Source organism: Mesobacillus boroniphilus (assembly GCF_018424685.1).
GTDB classification, from domain to species: Bacteria; Bacillota; Bacilli; order Bacillales; family Cytobacillaceae; genus Mesobacillus; species Mesobacillus boroniphilus_A.
Genome location: NZ_QTKX01000001.1, coordinates 421,919 through 441,619, shown reverse-complemented (window position 1 = coordinate 441,619; position 19,701 = coordinate 421,919). Strand labels below are relative to the sequence as shown.

The 19,701-nt window shown below is 42.9% G+C and carries 19 protein-coding genes and 1 riboswitch; of the genes, 4 read left to right on the top strand and 15 right to left on the bottom strand.

The window, feature by feature from the left end; genetic code table 11:
• The first annotated feature begins 106 nt into the window (after window positions 1–106).
• Both DYI25_RS02150 and DYI25_RS02145 read left to right on the top strand, forming a co-directional pair.
• Window positions 107–1,339 (top strand): MFS transporter, encoded by a 1,233-nt coding sequence (locus DYI25_RS02150; protein WP_213366524.1) that lies wholly within the window; start codon window positions 107–109, stop codon window positions 1,337–1,339.
• 102 nt (window positions 1,340–1,441) lie between these two features.
• Window positions 1,442–1,636, top strand: coding sequence for a hypothetical protein (locus DYI25_RS02145; RefSeq protein WP_213366522.1), 195 nt, complete (start codon window positions 1,442–1,444; stop codon window positions 1,634–1,636).
• Between the two features lie 52 nt (window positions 1,637–1,688).
• Here the strand turns inward: DYI25_RS02145 and DYI25_RS02140 are convergent, their stop codons facing one another.
• Window positions 1,689–2,216 (bottom strand): hemerythrin domain-containing protein, encoded by a 528-nt coding sequence (locus DYI25_RS02140; RefSeq protein ID WP_213366520.1) that lies wholly within the window; start codon window positions 2,214–2,216, stop codon window positions 1,689–1,691.
• Window positions 2,217–2,433: 217 nt separating this feature from the next.
• Here DYI25_RS02140 and DYI25_RS02135 point away from each other — a divergent pair, with 217 nt between their 5' ends.
• Complete coding sequence (locus DYI25_RS02135) at window positions 2,434–2,769, top strand: hypothetical protein (RefSeq protein ID WP_213366518.1); 336 nt, start codon at window positions 2,434–2,436, stop codon at window positions 2,767–2,769.
• 305 nt (window positions 2,770–3,074) lie between these two features.
• Here the strand turns inward: DYI25_RS02135 and DYI25_RS02130 are convergent, their stop codons facing one another.
• The 10 genes from DYI25_RS02130 to DYI25_RS02085 form a co-directional block, all read right to left on the bottom strand.
• Window positions 3,075–3,359, bottom strand: coding sequence for a ferredoxin family protein (locus tag DYI25_RS02130; protein ID WP_023615122.1), 285 nt, complete (start codon window positions 3,357–3,359; stop codon window positions 3,075–3,077).
• Window positions 3,359–4,654: an FAD-dependent oxidoreductase gene (locus DYI25_RS02125; protein ID WP_213366516.1), complete on the bottom strand. Its 1,296-nt coding sequence runs from the start codon at window positions 4,652–4,654 to the stop codon at window positions 3,359–3,361. The genes DYI25_RS02130 and DYI25_RS02125 overlap by 1 nt, the downstream gene beginning before the upstream one ends.
• Window positions 4,647–5,672, bottom strand: a complete 1,026-nt coding sequence (locus tag DYI25_RS02120; RefSeq protein WP_213366514.1) for an electron transfer flavoprotein subunit alpha/FixB family protein — start codon at window positions 5,670–5,672, stop codon at window positions 4,647–4,649. Before DYI25_RS02120 ends, DYI25_RS02125 begins: the two co-directional genes overlap by 8 nt.
• 27 nt (window positions 5,673–5,699) lie before the next feature.
• A complete protein-coding gene (locus DYI25_RS02115; protein ID WP_213366512.1) occupies window positions 5,700–6,527 on the bottom strand; it encodes an electron transfer flavoprotein subunit beta/FixA family protein in 828 nt (275 codons plus the stop codon).
• A gap of 852 nt (window positions 6,528–7,379) precedes the next feature.
• Window positions 7,380–7,625, bottom strand: a complete 246-nt coding sequence (locus tag DYI25_RS02110; protein ID WP_342032465.1) for an aspartyl-phosphate phosphatase Spo0E family protein — start codon at window positions 7,623–7,625, stop codon at window positions 7,380–7,382.
• A gap of 155 nt (window positions 7,626–7,780) precedes the next feature.
• Entirely contained in the window at window positions 7,781–8,314 is a 534-nt protein-coding gene (locus tag DYI25_RS02105) for a 1,2-dihydroxy-3-keto-5-methylthiopentene dioxygenase (protein WP_213366506.1), read from the bottom strand.
• A gap of 65 nt (window positions 8,315–8,379) precedes the next feature.
• Complete coding sequence (locus tag DYI25_RS02100) at window positions 8,380–9,015, bottom strand: methylthioribulose 1-phosphate dehydratase (protein ID WP_213366503.1); 636 nt, start codon at window positions 9,013–9,015, stop codon at window positions 8,380–8,382.
• Window positions 9,012–9,674, bottom strand: coding sequence for a 2-hydroxy-3-keto-5-methylthiopentenyl-1-phosphate phosphatase (locus tag DYI25_RS02095; protein WP_213366499.1), 663 nt, complete (start codon window positions 9,672–9,674; stop codon window positions 9,012–9,014). The genes DYI25_RS02100 and DYI25_RS02095 overlap by 4 nt, the downstream gene beginning before the upstream one ends.
• Window positions 9,671–10,894, bottom strand: coding sequence for a 2,3-diketo-5-methylthiopentyl-1-phosphate enolase (gene mtnW / locus DYI25_RS02090; protein ID WP_213366496.1), 1,224 nt, complete (start codon window positions 10,892–10,894; stop codon window positions 9,671–9,673). The genes DYI25_RS02095 and mtnW overlap by 4 nt, the downstream gene beginning before the upstream one ends.
• 300 nt (window positions 10,895–11,194) lie before the next feature.
• Window positions 11,195–11,302, bottom strand: a riboswitch (SAM riboswitch).
• Between the two features lie 79 nt (window positions 11,303–11,381).
• Window positions 11,382–12,557 (bottom strand): pyridoxal phosphate-dependent aminotransferase, encoded by a 1,176-nt coding sequence (locus DYI25_RS02085; protein WP_213366493.1) that lies wholly within the window; start codon window positions 12,555–12,557, stop codon window positions 11,382–11,384.
• A 127-nt stretch (window positions 12,558–12,684) separates the two neighbouring features.
• On the opposite strand from DYI25_RS02085, the gene DYI25_RS02080 reads away from it, so the two are divergent.
• Window positions 12,685–13,467, top strand: a complete 783-nt coding sequence (locus tag DYI25_RS02080; protein ID WP_213366490.1) for a carbon-nitrogen family hydrolase — start codon at window positions 12,685–12,687, stop codon at window positions 13,465–13,467.
• A gap of 321 nt (window positions 13,468–13,788) precedes the next feature.
• Here DYI25_RS02080 and DYI25_RS02075 read toward each other — a convergent pair whose 3' ends face one another.
• The 4 genes from DYI25_RS02075 to DYI25_RS02060 all read right to left on the bottom strand — a co-directional run bounded on the left by DYI25_RS02075 (window position 13,789) and on the right by DYI25_RS02060 (window position 19,585).
• Window positions 13,789–14,373: a metalloregulator ArsR/SmtB family transcription factor gene (locus tag DYI25_RS02075; RefSeq protein WP_213366487.1), complete on the bottom strand. Its 585-nt coding sequence runs from the start codon at window positions 14,371–14,373 to the stop codon at window positions 13,789–13,791.
• A 173-nt stretch (window positions 14,374–14,546) separates the two neighbouring features.
• Complete coding sequence (locus DYI25_RS02070) at window positions 14,547–16,127, bottom strand: PAS domain-containing sensor histidine kinase (protein ID WP_213366485.1); 1,581 nt, start codon at window positions 16,125–16,127, stop codon at window positions 14,547–14,549.
• A 150-nt stretch (window positions 16,128–16,277) separates the two neighbouring features.
• Complete coding sequence (locus tag DYI25_RS02065; RefSeq protein WP_213366482.1) at window positions 16,278–18,572, bottom strand: thiamine pyrophosphate-dependent enzyme; 2,295 nt, start codon at window positions 18,570–18,572, stop codon at window positions 16,278–16,280.
• A complete protein-coding gene (locus tag DYI25_RS02060; protein WP_213366479.1) occupies window positions 18,572–19,585 on the bottom strand; it encodes a 2-oxoacid:acceptor oxidoreductase family protein in 1,014 nt (337 codons plus the stop codon). Before DYI25_RS02060 ends, DYI25_RS02065 begins: the two co-directional genes overlap by 1 nt.
• Window positions 19,586–19,701 lie beyond the last annotated feature (116 nt).

The following is a 19,701-nucleotide window of genomic DNA, read 5'->3' as shown; positions in this document are numbered from 1 at the left end:
AAATTATACCAGACCTTATATTTCATTAGAAAAGCTATTTTTATCTCGTGACTTTTTTTGTAAAATGATATGTAGAAAACCGAAATAATTTTAGAAGGAGACATTCATGAACCAATCAGCTGCCGCCGTTAGAGCGAAACCGCAGAATCAAAACGATACAGCGTATAAAATACTCTTCATCATCGGGTTAGTACATTTATTGAATGATTCCATTCAATCCGTCATTCCTGCCATGTTCCCAATTCTTGAAAAATCGATGGGTCTTTCATTCACCCAACTAGGGATGATCGCCTTTTCTTTAAATATCGTTTCTTCCATTCTTCAGCCTTTAATTGGAATGGCAACTGACAAAAAACCAATGCCTTATGCCCTGCCGCTAGGTTTGACCTCGACAATGTTCGGTGTTCTCGGTCTCGCATTCGCTTCGAGTTTTGGGTTTGTTATTCTTTCAGTTTTATTCATCGGTCTTGGTTCAGCTGTTTTCCATCCAGAAGGATCCCGTGTAGCCTATATGGCAGCCGGCCCACGCAGGGGATTGGCACAGTCCATTTACCAGGTCGGAGGCAATTCAGGGCAGGCACTTGCACCGTTGATCACAGCCCTTATACTCGTACCATTAGGACAGTTCGGGGCAGTCTGGTTCACACTTGTCGCAGCTGTTGCCGTGGGATTGCTACTATATATCGCTTCCTGGTATAGCCAGAAACTGGATTATGACAAGATAGCGGCCAAAGCGAAGCAAGCTAGCAAACAGGTAAACAAGGGAATATCGAAAAATATCAAAATCGCCCTTATTCTCATTTTATTCCTGATTTTTGCCCGGTCCTGGTATATTTCGGGTATGACGAATTTCTACGCATTTTATGCAATCGACAAATATGGCTTATCGATTAAAGAAGCTCAAATGTTTTTGTTTGCGTTCCTCGTCGCTGGCGCGTTCGGAACTTTCTTCGGCGGCCCGCTCGCTGATCGTTTTGGAAAGAAAAATATCATTTTTCTTTCAATGATCGCGACTGCGCCTTTGTCAGCAATTATTCCATTTGTTCCGGCAGCCGGTGCATTTCTCCTGCTGACGGTAAGCGGCTTTATCCTGATGTCGAGTTTTTCAGTTACAGTTGTATATGCCCAGGAGCTTGTTCCGGGTAAAATCGGTACGATGGCTGGCCTGACAGTAGGCCTCGCATTCGGGATGGGTGCCATTGGGTCTGTCGGACTCGGATATCTTGCTGACTTGATTGGATTGCCAATGATGATCATCAGTGTCGGATTCCTCCCCTTGCTCGGAATACTGACCATGTTCCTTCCAACAGATGAAAAACTTGCTGAATGGAACAATTAAGCGCTTGTCAGACAATAAAAATATTCCATTTACATTTTTATGTTTAGACATCCTCCTCATAAGGAAAGAAAGATAGTGAGGATAAAAAGAAGGGAGATCATCATGTCTAAGTATAAGATTAATTATTTTTTTGAAAAAGATTTTAAAGTGTCACGACCAATCGAGGTAGAAGACATTTCAGAAGCTATCCAGGATGCCAAAGATCAAGAGGGCCAGATCGAATTCACTGGAGAAGATAATGTTTTTTATAAATTCGATACAAAAGACATTAAGCTTGTTACCATCACAGAAGCTTAATCTATATATAGGAAGGGTGAAGCTTTGATGGCTTCACCCTTTTTAGTCACTATTAAATTAGTTTTATACGTGCTGCCAGCTCCTGTTTTTCTTCCTCGCTGAACATATTCTCTGCCATTGGGAAAAGAATGCTTTCTTCTTTAGCGAAGTGGCTCACCAAAGTGTAGTTTGCATTTTTTATCATTTGTGCATTTTCGATCATTTTCTCATTTGTAAAACCTGTCGTGCCATCTTTGGTGTTATGGAGGAAGGTTCCAATGAATCGTTTTGCCTGGTCATGTTCGTATTCCATAACTGCAATTGGCCCCATCTCCCTTCCAATATAGGAAGCCATCATCTCAAACAATACGCCTTCCTCTCGCTCAGAATGGGGCTCAAGCTCAGCCAAGAACTCAATGACCCTCTCTCTCAGCTTCGAGAAATTCTCCTCCATTTGCTCCCCTTCCTCAATTTTCAATGAAATATCCAAAAGGGTCGAAAGCATCTCCAATAAAGCTGGATGTTCATTTTTAAGTTGTTGAAGACCTGCACTTAATGTAAAACTTGAATCCTGGTTAATACCACTCATACAGCCTGTCATCTTAAATCGGCCTCCTATATGTTTTGATAATTTAATTATAAAAAGCGATCGTATCCCTGGTTGTGATAGGCATCACAATTTTAATTAATTTGAGAAAATGTGAAGAAAAAATGACACTTTGTTAAAATTTCTAAAAATTTTAACAATTAGCCTTCAAATATTCTAAAACCTTACATATAATGAATTTATAGCTTAATGTAAAAGGAGTGAGTTTACATTGCAAAATAATTTGTATCGAGATTTTTACGAAAAGTCACTTGTGCCAGCAGGACTCAGTGACAAGAAAGCCTTCCTCGATATACAGCCTGACATTCTGCATACCCATTTATTGATTGGTCTTCAGGGGCACCAGGAAGATGGCCGGGAATTTTACCATTGGAACGTAACTATTTACAAGGCAGATTCTTCTGGAATCTATGATGCTGACAAACCAGTATATGCATCCACTCTGTATGACCGGTTTGATGAAGCTGTTGAGGCAGCGCGGAATATAGAAAAAGAGATCCGCAGTGACCAGCTTCACGCAGTGCGCCAGAAAGAAAAAATCAGTTAATCCCCCTCATTTATCCCTCTCTTGATAGCTCCACCCTTTTTTGAACCCATTTGTGAATTAACTTACATATGATGAATATAGAATATTTGTTTATATCTTGCTAAAAGTACCTTCCCTTTCATCCTCATTCAAGTCCATTACAGGATATAAAAATAATTAAATGACCCTTTTGCCTCTTCACAGCACTTGAAGCAATTTAATCAGGCTTCATTTACCCTTATCCTCTTTGATTCAATTATTCGGCCCTTTAAAGCAGAAAAAAGACCGACGAACAATTTATGTCCGCCAGTCCCACCTTCTAACTATTAAGCTAGCCTGAATACGATTCCGTGTCCGCCTTTTGGATATTCCCATTTGATATTCTGGTAAGGGCAGCCGATCCGGCAGCTGCCGCATTCATGACAGCCTTCATAGCCTACCTGCATTCTCTTTCCTTCCCACTTGTATACTTCAGCCGGGCAAAATACGGTACAGAGTTTGTCAGGGCACTGAGTCATGCAGACGTCATGGTCCAAAACTGTCAGATGCGATTTCGTGTCACACTTAAACCTTAAAAGAAATTGTTTTTCCTCGATGTTTGTCGTTGACATTATTTCACCGCCTTCCAGGCACGATAGATGTCTTGCATAACCTTAAAGGTTCCTTTTTCGGCCGTTACGCTGCGCATGATTTCCTTTTGCTTTTCCCTCTTCGGTGTTCCATCAACTGTAAAGAACTTGCTCATTGCTTTGTTCATCATTGGCAGGTATTCCTTGAAGTATTGTGGATAGGTCTCAAATGTATGTGCTGCATCCTTATATTTTTCAAGGTCCTTAATGATGAAGCTTCCGAATAATGCTTCCTTATAGCGATTCAGGCTTCTCTCACTGAAGTCGCCATCTTTTTTGGCCTCAACGATTGCTTCTGCAGCCATTTGTCCCGAAGCCATCGCCATGTTAGAGCCCTCACGGTGAATGGCATTGACTAGCTGGGCAGCATCTCCTACTACAAGCACACCATTGCCCGCAACTCTCGGAACGGAATGGAATCCTCCTTCAGGTATCAAGTGAGCCAGGTACTCTGCTGATTCCCCTCCCTCGAGATAAGGACGGACCATTGGATGTTTCTTCAAGTAATCAAGCAGCTCATATGGCTTTAACTTGGCTTTGATCATGCTTGATAGTGTGGTTCCAACTCCGATGTTCAAGCTTTCTTTGTTTGTATAAAGGAAGGCAGTACCAAGATTGCCCTTGGTTGAATCACCAAAAATCTCAATCGTTGTTCCGTGATTTCCTTCGAGATTGAAGCGTTCATTGATTTTGTCCTTCGGCAGATTGATGACTTCCATAACCGTCAGGGCAACTTCATCAGGACGGAATTCCCTGTGGAAGCCAAGCTGCTTGGAAAGCAGCGAGTTCACTCCGTCTGCAAGCACGACAACGTCTGCAAATGCTTCTCCATCAGGGCGATCGGTACGCACACCTACAACCTTGCCATTTTCTACGATACATTCAGTGACAACCGTTTCATTTATCAATAATGCACCTTGTTCAACTGCTTTTTGTGCGAACCATTGGTCAAAATGCGCACGCAGTACTGTAAAGTTATTATATGGTTCAGCTGCCCATTCAAGACCTTTGTAACCTAACTGGACAACTGATTCTTTATCCATCATCCAGAATCGCTGTTCAACTACAGGCCGCTCCAAAGGCGCTTCCTTCCAAAACTCAGGAATGATGTCCTCCATCTGTTTGCGGTAAAGGACTCCACCCATCACATTCTTTGAGCCTGGGTATTCACCGCGCTCGATCAACATTACTTTTAGTCCGTTTTTGGCACAGTTGTAGGCACATGAAGTTCCAGCAGGGCCGGCTCCTACGACGATTACATCAAATTTTTCAGACATAGCTCATTTCCCCGCCCTTCTCTTTGCTGAGCTCTTTGAACTGCTTAATTAGTTTCGGCACAATTTCCATTGCATCGCCGACAATGCCATATGTGGCAACATCGAAAATTGGAGCATTCGCATCCTTGTTGATTGCGATGATCAATTCAGAATTCTTCATTCCTTCTACATGCTGGATTGCCCCTGAGATGCCAATGGCAAAATAGATTTTCGGAGTGACGGTCTCGCCAGTCTGGCCGATTTGCTGCTCATGCTTCAGCCATCCTGCCTCAACGACATCCCTTGTGCCCCCGACACTAGCACCAATTACTTCCGCTAACTCATGAATTAGCTGGAATCCCTGGATGTCGCCTAATCCTTTTCCGCCGGCCACGATGACATGGGCTTCTGCAAGGCTTGCTTTTTTTGTTACATCCTTCACAATTCTAAGCACTTTTGTACGCATATCTTCTTCCCGAAGTTCTAACTCTTCTTCAATGATGATTCCCTTCCTGCCTTCATCTGGTTCGAGGGCTTTCATCACCTTAGGCCTTACCGTTGCCATTTGCGGCCTGTGTTTCTTACATAGAATGGTTGCCATTATATTTCCGCCAAACGCAGGACGGCTTGCCTCTAGCAATCTTTTCTCAACATCGACATCGAGCATCGTCGTGTCTGCTGTCAAACCTGTACTTAAATCCGTTGCAACAGCACTCGCCAGGTCTTTTCCATTTGGTGTTGCTCCATAAAGGAAGATTTCCGGTTTATATTTTTCAGCCAGTACACAGACACCCTTCATATATGATTCAGTCCGGTAATTCTTAAGGACCGGATGATCAACGACATATACTTGATCTGCACCAGCATAGATAACTTCATTAGCTAAAGGCATGACGCCTTGCCCGAGCATCACTCCGGAAAGCGGCACTTCCAGCTTGTCTGCAAGCTTTCTTCCCGCACCTAGCAATTCCAGTGAAACCCCTTCAATCGTTCCATCATTTACTTCAATGAATACCCAGACGCCCTGGTTTTCTTCCATTCTGTTATTCCCCCTTTATTATCGGAATCAAGAGTTGGCTGTTTTTAATTTCAATAAATCTTTTCTTTCCATTAAAATTCCCATAAGCTGTTCTACTTGAGAATCAGGGTTGCCTTCAATTCTCTTTCCGCCTTCAAGCTTTGGCGGACTGAACATCTTGCCGACAATCGTTGGAGATCCTTTTAATCCCAGCTGGGTCTTATCAACATCCTCAAGATCGTTCACAGACCAGATGACCGGCTCATATCGTGCTGCATTGATCATATTTGTAAGCGGCGCATACTCTATGTCATTAATCTCCTTTTCGACAGTCAGTAAGCAAGGAAGCTGTGATTGAAGAACCTCGTATCCATCTATTTGCTTACGTTTGATATGAACATATTTCTCTTCTTTATTAACCTCTGAAACTTCAATAACATTCGTAATTGGCGGTATATCAAGCCTGCGTGCAATTCCAGGTCCTACCTGTCCTGTGTCACCATCAATCGCATGCTTACCGCAGATGACCAGGTCTATCGGATTATCCTTCGATATTTTTTCCAGCGCTTTGGAGAGCGCATAGCTTGTAGCCAGGGTATCTGCACCCGCAAACGCCCTGTCTGAAATCAGGTATCCCTGATTTGCGCCAATTTCAACACTTTTCTTAATAACAGCTACAGCCTGTGGCGGTCCCATTGAAAGAACAGAAATCGTTCCGCCTGTTTTGTTCCTGATCTTGACTGCTTCCTGTACGGCGTGAGCATCATAAGGGTTCAAAATTGCTGGTGCGCTTCGCCTGTCCAGAGTATTAGTCTTAGGATTGATTTTGATGATCTTTGTATCGGGCACTTGCTTGACACATACGACAATGTGCATACTCTCTTTTCCCCTCCTCAAAATGAAAAACTATTAACTTGTAAGCGGTTACTTTTAGCTGTTTTCGTTTAAAAACCGTTTTCCATAAAAGATGGGAAATATAATAAGGAAGGAATTTTTGATACCAAGAAAATCCTCCTGATTAGATTGCAATTGCCCTTTCAGAAAACGTGTATGGTGAAAACAGCTTCAATAAAGGCTAATATGACTTTTTTTGGAGTTCCATCCAGTCAAATACTTTTCACACAGCCTTATATAAATAAAATGCTATGTAGTACGATATATGAATCGCATTACAAGCATAGTACCAACAATTAAAAAAGTAGATAACAAAGGTTTGTAAAAAATGAGGTTAAAACATTCATGAACAAAAATAAACTAATGTATAAAATGGTAATGTAGTTGAAGTAAACTTGTTGGGGTGCGTTAGCAAAATGATGATAAAAACCTATCTATGTTAAAAATATATAAAATAAGCATATAAAAATATGATAAAAATCACACAAAGTTGTATTCTCGTGAAAATTTGAGCAAATTGTTAAAATTAAGTACAACTGCCTCGGCAGGAGTTGGAAAGAACTTTGGTGCTTTATGATCGGGGAGCTTCCTCTGGGTACTGTTGATTGGATTAGGACATATGGGGAATTTATTCTTTTTTTCACAGAACACTTCCACCTCCAGGAAAATGAAGGGCAGCAGCCCAATGGGCAGGTGGAATGGGGACGGTAATGAAAGGTCTGCCACCTATTTCTTTATAGTCAGCCTGTTATTCATTGTTCTTCCTTTAGAAACAATGTAGCCACCGCCGATTTTCAGGCAGTGGCTTATTTATCCAAACGTACGATTGAAAAATTATGCAAGTGATAAGATATATTGTTTCTTTGTGAGCAGAATCATTTGTCTAAATAAAACCTTTGCTTTTTGACGCTGTATTTCTGTCTCTTTGCATAAAGTTTGATATTCATAGATGAGACGGTCTAGTTCCTGGCTTCGATAGATTGTTTCGTCACTCGTGTATCCAGTTTCCATAGCAGCAGCCACCATCAATTCCCTAACGCGATCAATTTCCTTCAACAAAGCATTTTGCGATTGATACACTTCCATATCTCCTCTACTACTTTAATTCCTTAAACAAATAAAAGTTTACTTGAGAATTATTGCAAATGCTTGTTTGATTGTAAATAGTATCGCAAAATAAGACAATTTTCATAGCAAAAATTTTTTTCTTCGACAAAGTTTGCGATCTGTGATGCTTACTGGCTGACTTTTTCCTCTTCGTAAATTGGCACCCAGCCCTCAGTTGTAACGAAAATTCTTACCGCAACTACCTGGCGGTCATCCTGAAGCGTGAAGTAGTGACGAGTGTTTTCAGGAACAGAGATCAGGTCTCCTGGATTAAGGAATACTTCAAAAAACTCTCCGTCCTTGCCCTGAATGACAAATACTCCATGGCCGCTGACAATGAATCTTACTTCATCATCCGTGTGATGGTGTTCCTGCTTGAAATTCGCAAGCAACTGGTCAAGGTTCGGTGTATTGTCTGATAATGAAATGACGTCCTGGGCCTTGTAGCCTCTGCGTGCGGAAATGTGTTCAATCTCCGTTTTGAACGCTTCAAGGATTTGCTGTTTTTCCTCGTCAGTTAACAGGAACTTTTCCTGAAGGTTTGCTGGCAGCTTATTGATCTCCCACTTTTCATAGATAACTTCCTGTGCGTTCAGAAAAGCTTCTACCTGCTGCTCATCAACGATTCTCTCCTGTGTGTTTTGCTTTACGATAAATGCCATGTGAATCTCTCCTTTTTTAAAATGTGTATTATTTACCAAATGGAATCTGCTCTAAAGATCCTGAGTTAAACTACCTTGAACAATTGGAATGGCTTGTGCTCGAGTAATCTTAACTGGTAACGGAATAAAAACTCAGTAGCTTCGAGAATTTTTTTAGCTTCAAATGCGTTCCTGCCCCAGACTGTAATGCCATGGTTACGGATAAGGACTGCGCCAGTATCCCCTTTTACGTGCTCTGAGAATGACTTAGCAAGGCTTGGGATATGCGCATAATTTGGAATAATGGGAATTTTGAGGACGGCATCTTCCTCCCAAATATTGAAAGCCTTAATTAATTCCTGTCCCTGGAATTGCACCTCGCCCCTGTCTCCATAGACTTCGGAGATGACATTGTTATCAATCGTATGGACATGGAGGCTGCATCCAGCATTTGTCTTCTTGTATACCTCGACATGGAGCAGTGTTTCGGCAGAAGGCTTCAGATGTGTTTCCTCCACCGGCCGGCCGTATTGGTCAACAAGCAAAAAGTCTTCATCAGTTCTTTTCCGCTTATCCTTTCCACTTGCCGTCACAAGGAATTGCACCGGGTCGCTTTTCACTTTAATCGCAAGGTTGCCGCTAGTTCCCATGAACCAATCACGCTCTGCCAGTTCGGCCTTTACATCCGCCAGTTCTTCCCACTTCGATTCTAAAATGCTCATCCCTTCACCCCTGTCTCAGTTTTAAGAGCTTCAATACAGTCGTAAAAAGTTTCAAATGGTCTATGTGGAATCTCCCACTCTTCACATTTATCTTTCAAGTAATCTCTAGCCAGCACAAAATCTGCTTTTTTTGCCGCTTCAAGATCCGTCACGGAGTCACCGATGACGATTTTATAAGCTCCAGTTTGTTCCAGCTTTCTCATGATTGATGGTTTGCAGCAGCCGCAATCATTTGAACATTGATCATCGCAGCTGTTTGGCCACTCAATTTTTATTGTTTTTCCAGAAAAATCAGAACTGTTACAGTAAACGCCATCTATTGGGCCAAATTGTTGAATGATAGGTTCTATGAAAAAATCAATGCCGCCGCTTACGATGTATACTGGTATTCCTTCCTTGCTGGCATAATCCAGGAATTCCTGAAAACCATGGCGAATCCTCGCATTCCGGACCGCAAACTCAACGATTTCTTTCTTCGAGGTGACTGGAAGGAGGGAAAACATTTTCCCTACCCCTTCCCTTATAGAAATGGTGCGGTTAAGAACTGCTTCTTTTAATCCGTCCCAGCCTTCAGGCCCAAATTCATTCATGATTGCAATGATATTGTCCTTTTCGGTCACTGTTCCATCAAAGTCGCAAAAAATCACTGGCTGCCTCACTTTGCCACCGCCTCAGCCGAACCCCAAAGACTTATAGCAGTCTTTAACTCATCATGCTCAAGGGCGCCTTCTTCAAGTGATTTTCCTTGAAGCACTGTTTCAATTGCCTGCCTGAATGCCTTGCCACCGCCCTTGGCTCCACCAGGATGGCCATGAACGCCTCCACCTGCATTAATAATAGAATCTACTCCGAAATCTTTTACAAGCAGCGGGACCATTCCAGGATGTATGCCTGCTGATGGAACTGGGAAAGTCCTTTTAAATTGATCCTCAGCAGTCAGTGCCTCAGCTATTGATATTGCCTGCTGCTTTTCGAGCGCAACACTTCCATAAGGTGACGGAAACAGCGAGAAGTCTGCTCCGGCATAACGGAGTAATTTTCCCAGAAGCAAGGAATGTGAAAAACCATATTCATCTGCCGATGTAAGCGCGCCACTTACTGCAGGGTGAGCCATGATTGGAATGCCGATTTCGTCATCTTCCCTAAGTTCCTGCAAAACATCCAAGCCATAGGCAAATACATTGAACAAAAATGCGTCGGCTCCAAGTTCAGCCGCTTTTCTCGCTTTGTCCCTCAACTGTGATGTTCTTCCTGTCAGGTTGGCAGCATATAAGGTTCTGTGTCCAGTAGATTCATAGACTTCATCCAGAACCTGTTTCCCAAGAGCGATCCTCTTTTCGAAAGGAGTAAGCTCATTTTCAAAAAGGATTTCGTCATCCTTGATCAGGTCAACTCCTCCGAGGCTCTGTTCTTTCAGCTGTTTTAACAGAAAGTCCATATCACGTCCGATGACACCCTTGAAGATACTCATAAGCAATGGCCGGTCGTGTACACCAAGCTTTTTCCTGATTCCTTCAATTCCAAAGCGGGGACCAGGGAATTCTTTTTTTAATTCTTCTCCAAATTCAAGGTCGACCAATTTAACCTTGCCATCAAGCGAAAGTTTTCCAAATACCGTTGTTAAAATTGCCGGCAGGTCTGGTGAAAAATTGAGGGCAGGATAAGCGATTTTGATTGTTGCCACCGTCTCTGAATTGCTGTCCAGGCTTGAACCTTCTACAGATACAACTCTCCCCTTATGTTTTTTTAATTGTTTTTGGTCCAGTTCAGGCAAGTCAGTCCAGGATCCCACTGTCAATCCAAGGGCGATTCCCTCTGCTTTTTTCTCCGGGTTATGTTTAGCATCATGGACTATATATGTCGCTGTAATTTCACTCATTAAGATCAATCCCTTTCTGTTAGAAAAGCGCAAGCGCCTTGTCCAGCCCCGACAATCGTTGCCCGCCTAAAACGCCACGTCGTGTGGCTGGCGGGTCTAGCACATCGTGTGCCACGGAGGGCCGACCAGTGAAGTCGGTCTTTGACTTCATTGGCAGGACCGAAGCGTCTCGAGGAGTTAGGAGCCGCAGCTAGACAAGCGACTCGAGGGGCTAGGCGCTGGAGCTAGACATTAATCAAAGTGCAAAAAATAATAAAAAAACCTCTTCACAAAGAAGAGGTTAGAAAATACACTAAACTCTTCTCATCTTTCAGCTTTCGCTGCAAGAATTAGCACCGTGCCCAGCTAAATGCTGGATCGGTTGCCGGGCTTCATCGGGCTCGTCCCTCCGCCTGCTCTTGATAAGAAAATAATTTAATCAAGTTATTTAATTGGTTAAAGTAAATTTGTTAATTAGGATTATGTCAGGTTCATAAATCAATGTCAACTATTTTTTGAAAATTCCCAAGCTTTCAATTCTACTTACTGCCTCATACAATCTCTCCTCGGAAGTCAATAAGCCAACCCTTACAAAACCCTCACCATGTTCACCAAACCCTACACCTGGCGCAACAGCTATATGTGCTTTTTCAAGCAAGAAATCCGCGAACTCCACCGAAGTGAACGGTTCAGGCACATTCAGCCAGGCAAAAAATGAGCCTTTCGGAGCAGTCACCTGCCAGCCAATATTCGTAAGACCGTCAATGAGTATATTTCTTCTCGATTCATATAGATCATTTAACTCAGCAACGCATTCCTGCGATCCTAACAGAGCCTCTGCTGCCGCCTCCTGGACTGCACCAAACAAGCTGACATACATATGGTCTTGAAGCAAGTTGATCGCAGCAATCACACTCTTGTTCCCTGCAGCAAACCCAACACGCCATCCAGCCATATTATACGTTTTTGACAGAGTATAAATCTCGATTCCTACGTCCTTAGCACCTTTTGACTGTAAAAAGCTTTGTGGCTGGTTCCCGTCAAAGCCAATTGCTCCATAGGCAAAATCGTGTACTACACAAATCTCATTTTTTCGAGCCAGCTCGATTGTCCGATCAAAAAATTCTTTGTCGGCAACTGCACCTGTAGGATTATTAGGGTAGTTCAGGAACATCAGCTTTGCTTTATCCAATTCCCCCGCACTTAATTCAGTATAATCGGGCAGAAAGCCATTCTCTTCTCGGAGTGGCATGGTAACCATCCTAGCCTTTGCCAGTTCGACTCCAGACCAGTAGTCAGGGTAGCCGGGATCAGGAACAAGAATCGAGTCTCCAGGGTTCAACAGGCATTGAGGTATTTCTACCAGGCCAGCCTTGCCCCCGAATAGGATGGCAATTTCTTCTTCTGGATCGAGATCGACTCCATACTGCCTTTTATAAAATGCTGCTGCAGCTTCTTTTAACGAGCGCAATCCTCTGAAAGGTGAATACTTATGATTAATAGGGTTATCCGCAGCTTGCTTTAACTTTTCAACAATGTGCTGTGGAGTTGGTTGGTCAGGATTTCCCTGTCCCAGGTTTATAATGTCTGCCCCTTTTTCAGTATACGCGCCCACTTTTTGAACGAGTGAAGCAAAAAACTGCTTGGGCAGGCTTTTCAGTAAATCTGATTGTGCGAATTCCATGTTCTCACCTGCTTAGGAAATATATTAGTATTTAAAAATTTTAATTTGAAATTCTAGTCACAAATGATATAACGTAAATAGTAACTTGTAAAGATATAATTTTCAGAAAGTATGGCGGTGATGAATAATGAAATTTAAAATAGCATGCCTGCAAATGGACATTGCTTTTGGGAATCCTGAGCAAAATTACAAAAAAGCGTCTGAACTGATCGACCAGGCAAATGCTCAAAAGCATGATATCATAGTACTTCCCGAGCTCTGGACTACCGGATATGATCTGGAGAATTTAAAAAACACTGCAGATGAAAAAGCACAAGAAGCCAAAGTGTTTCTCAAGGATGCAGCCGTGAAATACAATTCCCATTTTATAGGTGGTTCTGTTGCCAATAAAACAGAAGCAGGCATTGAAAATACACTGCTTGTTTTCGACAAAAATGGTGAGCAGGCAGGAATATACAGCAAGCTTCACTTGTTCAAGCTCATGGATGAGCATCTGTATCTTGCTGCTGGAAAGGAAAAAGGGTTATTTTCTTTGGAAGGCCACAAATTTGCCGGGCTGATCTGCTATGATATCCGGTTCCCGGAATGGGTCCGTGCCCATGCACTACATGATGTTGAAGCGATGTTTGTTGTCGCTGAATGGCCAATCCAGCGTTTAGAACATTGGCGAGCATTGCTCATCGCCCGAGCGATTGAGAACCAATGCTTTGTAATAGCCTGTAACCGTGCTGGCTCAGACCCTAACAATAAATTCGCTGGCCATTCCATGGTCATCGGGCCATGGGGAGACGTGATTGCAGAGGGTGGAGAAGAAGAAGAAATCCTCCTGGCAGAAATCGATCTTGAGGAAGTTAAGGAAGCAAGAGGCAAAATTCCAATCTTCGCCGACCGCCGGCCTGAATTGTATTAAGAACAAAAAACGCAAGCGCCTCGTTGAGCCCCGACAAGTGCTGCCCGCCTAAAACGCCACATCGTGTGGCTGGCGGGTATGCACGTCCTGTGCCTTAGAGGGTCGACCGGTGAAGTCGGTCTTTGACTTCATTGGGGGGACCGAAATCGAAAAGTATAGCCGACTGACCAGAAACTAAACAAGCGATCGAGGGGCTAGGCGCTGGAGCTGGATTAAGAAAATTAATTATAGTTATCACAATGAGATTATTTTTTAATTTTCTAATCAACAAGAAAACCGCCCAGAGACAATGTCTGAGGCGGTTTTTCTGTTCATAATAAATCATTCTGGTTTTGCCCACATCTCTTCAGGGTTCAATTCATAAATCCCATTTTCACGATACATGTAGTGATTAATGATAAATTCTCTTCTGATTGTCGCATAGTCCTCATGGAACTTCGTGATATATTCGTTTAGTTCCTTTTCCGGATATTTTTTCCCGGCTTTCAAGCCTCGAACCATGTATTCGAATACCATCAGCTTCTTCTTTCGTTGTGCCGGAATATTCTTTAATTTACCATCTTTCGTCAAGAAATTCTCAATAACCTTTTGCCTTTCGATATTTTGTTCAATCATCGCTTCCATCTCCCCTTCCTTTTTCTCGATTAACTTCCCAAGCGTCTTCGCCTGTTGCTTGATTACTGACTCATTTAAGTGAAAGTAAATTGTATTCTTGTCCCTGCGCTCGTAGATGACATTGATATCCCGCAATTTCTTGATATGATGTGTGATCGTTGGAGGCGTAAGGCCCAGCTTTCCTGCAATCGCCTGTCCATGAAGCGGCCCATTGGCTAGTAACGCCACAATCCTTATCCTTGTTGGGTCCCCCATCGCTTTATGGAAAGCGACTATTCTGTCCAGTTGCATAAAACCACTCCATTTAATTTAATGATTATCTAATTAGGTATATATCTAATATAATTCATTCCGCATTATTTTTAAAGGGGGAAATTTGCAAATTTATTTATTTTTAAATAATCACTCTCTCCGAAAGGGTTAGCGTCTCTTGCTTTTAACGAAATAAAACGCCTGATTGGATTTCAATCAGACGTTTCCTTGGTTATTGGCAAATAAATATGGAAGATCGTTCCGTGCCCTACTTCACTCTCTATTTCGATTGTGCCACCGTGTTCTTCAATGATTTTAAAGCTAACCATCAGCCCCAGGCCTGTTCCCCTTTCCTTAGTGGTGTAAAAAGGTTCCCCAAGCTTTTTTACCTTATCTGCAGGTATTCCTTCGCCTTCATCCTTGATGCAGATATGTAATCTGTTCCCGGGTGCTTGACCGACCGTCGCAGTCACGAAGCCACCTTTTGGCATGACTTCTATCGCGTTTTTTATAATATTGATAAAAACCTTTTTTAATTGATTAGGTTCGCACATAAGCTCTGGCAAATCATCGTCATAAATGGTTTTGATCTGCACATCATGGAGCACTGCCTGGGCAGTAAGGAGGGCAGCAGTTTCATTCATGATCTTTGAAATATCGGTATATTCATATTTTATAGACTGAGGTTTGGCCAAAATCAGAAACTCGTTGATGATCGAGTCAATCCTTTGAAGTTCAGTCTTGATTACCTGGAAATATAATGAATAAGCATCACCTGTACTGTTTTCGAGCAACTGGATGAAACCTTTTAGCGCGGTCATTGGGTTGCGGATTTCATGGGCAATGCCCGCTGCAAGCTCCCCAAGCAAATTAAGCGTATCTGATTTATGCAGCTGGGCTTCCATCTCTATTTTTTCGGTGATATTCTTGAAAACAATCAGATTCAAGCTATCGACCAATTGATGTTTGACACTGTATTCAAAATGCTTCATCCTGCCTTCTTCATATGGAATGGTAATCCTTCCGTCCAGCCTCCCTTTCCGAAGCAGTGCTTGCAGCTTTTCTTCGATTAGTTCTTCTGCAAGCCCAAGATTCATGAAAAGCTTCCGAAAGTTCCTCTCCTCAAGGTCTTCCGGCTCCAACTCAAGTTTCGCCATTCCAGAGGGGTTAATTTCATAGTTTTTGCAATTTTCATCCCAAAGAATCATTCCCTCAATCGAACCTTCAAAAATTCTCCTGAATCGTTCTTCACTCTTCCGGAGCTGTTGTTCCATATGGTAACGGTCACTTGCGTCACGGACAATTGTCATATGATAGCCGTCCCCAGCATTGAGCTTGACAGTAAATTCGAGCAGTCTCTTCTCCCCATTTGGCAGCAGAAAAAACGCTTCCTCACGCAACGCACCTTTTTCATAGATAATTTGTTTCATCTCGCTATATTTCTCATCTTTTTGATAAATGAAGTCAGAAATTTTATGCTGTAACATTTCCTCATGAGTAAGTCCGAAAATCTTGCAGGTTGCTTCATTTGCAGCAATGATTTTTCCACACTTGCCCCAAAACACTATCCCATCGAGTGTTTCTAGGAATAAGTTTTTTAATAAACCCTGGTCTTCAATGAATCTTTCATCAAAATTTGTTGCTGGGCCGTCAGCGGGAATTTGAACAGAAAAGTCATTGGCTGCCCGTTGATGCTTATCCTTCCACTCTTTTAAAGAGGAATTTTCTCGTTCTAAAGCGGCTAATTTATCTTTCAGTGCCTGAATCTCATCTGCCATGTTAGCACTACTCACCAAAAAGCCTCCTTGTCGGATTCCCATTTTTCTAGTGTTTTCTACATGAAAGGTGGAAATTCCTTCAAAACCGCGATTATTTCCTGGATAACTTAAAACAACTGCCATCAAAAAAGAAGCCAGGGATTCGTTTTCCTGGCTTCTCTTGTCTTATAAATACTCGTTTTCGTGCTTAGCCTTTAGGCGCTGCCACCTTTTCTCGACTTCTTCTTCAAATTCCACTAGCATATCCTTATTTTCTTCTTTTAATAAATGCTTGGTTTTACCCATGAATTTCAGCCAATCTGCCAATGGAATCTTCTTGCTTTTCGCTTCTGGATCGTATGTGATGTTCGTAATTCCTTGTTCTACTTCATAAAGCGGGAAGAAGTTCGAATTCACAGCTGCCTCGACAATGGTCTGGCCAAAGCGGTCTTCCGATTTCCAGTTGAGTGGGCATGTTATCAGAAGCTTGCCGTATACAGTCCCTACATTTTGCGCATACCACTGTGCCTTCGCTGCCTTTTTAACAAGGTCCTGCGGGAATGCTTCCGTTCCTGTGAATACATAAGGAATATTGGTAGAAGCCATGATCTGGACTGTATCTTTATGGTGGAAAGTCTTACCCTTTTGTGCCTTGCCTACGTTTGATGTACTCGTCATGTGCCCAAAAGGAGTGGAGTATGAAAGCTGGGAACCGGTATTCATATACCCCTCGTTATCGTATTCAAGCATGATCAGCTTGTGTCCGCGAAGTGCCGTACCGATAGCCGATCCCATTCCAATGTCCATACCGCCATCGCCGGTTACCATTACGAAGGTTGCATCTGCTGACACTTCGATTTCACCGCGGCGTTTCAGTTCAAGGAATGCTTCGAGCGTTCCTGATAATGTTGCCGCACCATTCTGGAACAAGTTATGGATCGTCGTCTGCTTATGGGATGTATGAGGATACGCTGTTGTAACAACGTACGCGCAGCCCGTTTGGAAAAGAATGACGAGATCTCCTTCAATTCCTTTAAAGAATAGCTCCAGTCCGCCGAAGATTCCACAGCCAGGACATGCGCCATGGCCTGATGCAATTCGTTTCGGCTTTGTAGTTAAGGCTCTCAAAGGCGGAATTTTTACATTCAGTTTATTCTTTTCTTCATCTCTTGTTACCTGGATAAGTCCTGAATTATAGACATCACCATGCTGTGGCTCAATGACCTGCTTCAATGCTATTTCTGGATCGCCAGCAACATGTCCGTAGTAGTCGAATGGCTTTTCTGCGTATCCTTTCTCCATAGCGTCTATCGCCATGCCAAAAAATGCTTCAGCATCATCCGCATAAAAGTCTTTGCCGCCAAGTCCAAACACCCTGCTTTGGACGATTGTAGCATTATTCTTGTCTTCCTGTAGCGCAGATTTAATTTCGTGCGTCAGGTTAGGTCCATGTCCACCGTAGGAATCAGCACGCTCACCTACAAGAATTGATTTTACATTTTTCAGTGCTTCCCTGATTTCCTGTGCAGGGAATGGGCGGATGATGTTAGGACTGATGACACCAGCCTTGATTCCCTTCTCACGAAGTCTGTCTACAACATCCTTGGCAGATTCTGCTGCTGAGTTCAACAGGAACAGCGCGACGTCAGCATCTTCCATTTGATAAAGGTCAAGAATATCATAGTTTCGTCCTGATAGTTTTGCATATTCTGCTGCCACTTCTTTATAAACATCTTTCGCTCTATACATCGCTTCCGATTGCTGGAAGTGGTTGTTGATCAAATCGTCGCCATTCATATGTGCTCCGATTGTCAACGGTTTCTTTGGGTCCCTGGCAAAATTATATTCAGTCGGTGCCTCGCCAACAAATCTCTGGACTACAGCCCGATCACTAAAATAGTTCACTTTGCGCTTTTGGTGGGATGTAAAGAAGCCATCATAAGCAACCATGACAGGCAGCCGCACATCTGAGTGTTCAGCTATTTTCAGTGCCATAATGTTCATATCGTAAACAGCCTGCGGTGTCCTGGCAGTGAGGATCACCCATCCTGTGTTTAACGCAAAATACAAATCTGAGTGGTCGCCGCGGATATCAAGCGGACCGCTGATTGAACGTGTTACCAGGTTCAAGACCATTGGATATCGTGTTCCCGATTGGACTGGAAGCTGCTCCAGCATATACATCAACCCGTTCGCGCTCGTTGCGTTGAACACGCGGGCTCCGGTTGCCGCTGCACCATAGCAGATACCTGCGGAACCATGTTCTCCATCAGCAGGGATCAGTTTGATATCATGCTCTCCCCTGGATTTCATCATATCCAGATACTGTGCTACTTCTGTAGAAGGGGTAATCGGAAAATAGCCCATGATATGATAATTGATCTGAGCTGCAGCCATCGCCGCCATTTCATTTCCGGATTCAAAGGTTGTCACCTGTTCTGCTGTACTCATTGCCTTCACGTTTTCTTCAAGAATGGACATTAAGAAACCCCTCCAGTCACATAAGGATAGTTATGTTTTACTTGATTCTCCTCAGCATAGCCGATCATTTCCCTCAGCTCGCTCAACGCAGAAGTTGGACATGCCTCTACACACTTCAGGCAGCCTTTGCAATATTGATAATCGATTCCCTTTAGGAACATTTGCTTTCTGCCGCGTTTGTCCTCTCCTTCTTCCCATACAAAGCAATAATCAGGACATGCAGTATCACATGCGGCGCAGTTGATGCAGTCCTGCTGATTGAATTGAGGCAGGAATCCCTGTCTCGAACCGCTTAAATCCTTGAGGATGCTATTTGCCTGGGCAGTAATCACTCCGCCGATTTCCTGTGTTTCATATCCTAGAAGCGGCATTGGACGCTTGAATTCCTTGCCCTGAGCCCCTTCTTCTGGTGCGTATGTTTTAAATTGAACGTCATTGTAGCCTCTCTCGAACGTTCTGATATTCGGCTCAACTAAATGAGGATATTTCTTTTCAAAAGTTTTGCGGATAACATTTTTCATCGCTTCGGGATCGAGGAAATCAATAATACGGTATAATGCACCAAGCATCGCAGTATTTACTTTCGTTTTTTCCTCAACAGCGATGGATAGCGCATCAACAATTGCCAGTGTCCCATGCTCCAGATGAAGATTTTTTTTGATGTCATCAAAATCTCTCGTCGAATTCACCAGTAGGATTCCATCTGGACGCAAACCACTTACTACATCGACCATTTTATAAAGTGCCTCATGAAATACGCCGACAACATGCGGTTCTTCTATTGGACTGTGGACCCTGATTTCAGTATCAGGTTCACAGAAACGGACAAAGCTTTTCACCGGCGATCCTTTTTTCTCCGATCCATAAGAAGAAAAGTTGGAACCATTCAACCCGAGGCCAAGAACACCTGCTTCCGCAAGCATCTTCCCTGCAAGGTTTGCGCCAAGCCCTCCAATCGATTCAAGTCGTATCTCATAAAATCCTAATTCATTCTTTTTCGGTAAGATAGACATAATCTCCCTCCCCAATTTAGTTAAAAGGTAATTGAATTTAAACATTCCCCACTAATAATTTTATAGACTTTACGATCATTAAGCTGTGACATATATCAAACATTTGAACTTTTTTA

Coding starts and splice junctions, on each gene's coding strand:
- DYI25_RS02085 (WP_213366493.1), bottom strand. CDS start 12,557: ATGGAATTCGCACAATCAGATTTACTGAAAAGCCTGCCCAAGCAGTTT.
- DYI25_RS02080 (WP_213366490.1), top strand. CDS start 12,685: ATGAAATTTAAAATAGCATGCCTGCAAATGGACATTGCTTTTGGGAAT.
- DYI25_RS02060 (WP_213366479.1), bottom strand. CDS start 19,585: ATGTCTATCTTACCGAAAAAGAATGAATTAGGATTTTATGAGATACGA.
- DYI25_RS02120 (WP_213366514.1), bottom strand. CDS start 5,672: ATGGAAGAAAACCAGGGCGTCTGGGTATTCATTGAAGTAAATGATGGA.
- DYI25_RS02115 (WP_213366512.1), bottom strand. CDS start 6,527: ATGCACATTGTCGTATGTGTCAAGCAAGTGCCCGATACAAAGATCATC.
- DYI25_RS02130 (WP_023615122.1), bottom strand. CDS start 3,359: ATGTCAACGACAAACATCGAGGAAAAACAATTTCTTTTAAGGTTTAAG.
- DYI25_RS02105 (WP_213366506.1), bottom strand. CDS start 8,314: ATGGCATTTATCGTAAAGCAAAACACACAGGAGAGAATCGTTGATGAG.
- DYI25_RS02125 (WP_213366516.1), bottom strand. CDS start 4,654: ATGTCTGAAAAATTTGATGTAATCGTCGTAGGAGCCGGCCCTGCTGGA.
- DYI25_RS02145 (WP_213366522.1), top strand. CDS start 1,442: ATGTCTAAGTATAAGATTAATTATTTTTTTGAAAAAGATTTTAAAGTG.
- DYI25_RS02100 (WP_213366503.1), bottom strand. CDS start 9,015: ATGAGCATTTTAGAATCGAAGTGGGAAGAACTGGCGGATGTAAAGGCC.
- DYI25_RS02140 (WP_213366520.1), bottom strand. CDS start 2,216: ATGACAGGCTGTATGAGTGGTATTAACCAGGATTCAAGTTTTACATTA.
- DYI25_RS02065 (WP_213366482.1), bottom strand. CDS start 18,572: ATGTCCATTCTTGAAGAAAACGTGAAGGCAATGAGTACAGCAGAACAG.
- DYI25_RS02150 (WP_213366524.1), top strand. CDS start 107: ATGAACCAATCAGCTGCCGCCGTTAGAGCGAAACCGCAGAATCAAAAC.
- DYI25_RS02075 (WP_213366487.1), bottom strand. CDS start 14,373: ATGCAACTGGACAGAATAGTCGCTTTCCATAAAGCGATGGGGGACCCA.
- mtnW (WP_213366496.1), bottom strand. CDS start 10,894: ATGAGTGAAATTACAGCGACATATATAGTCCATGATGCTAAACATAAC.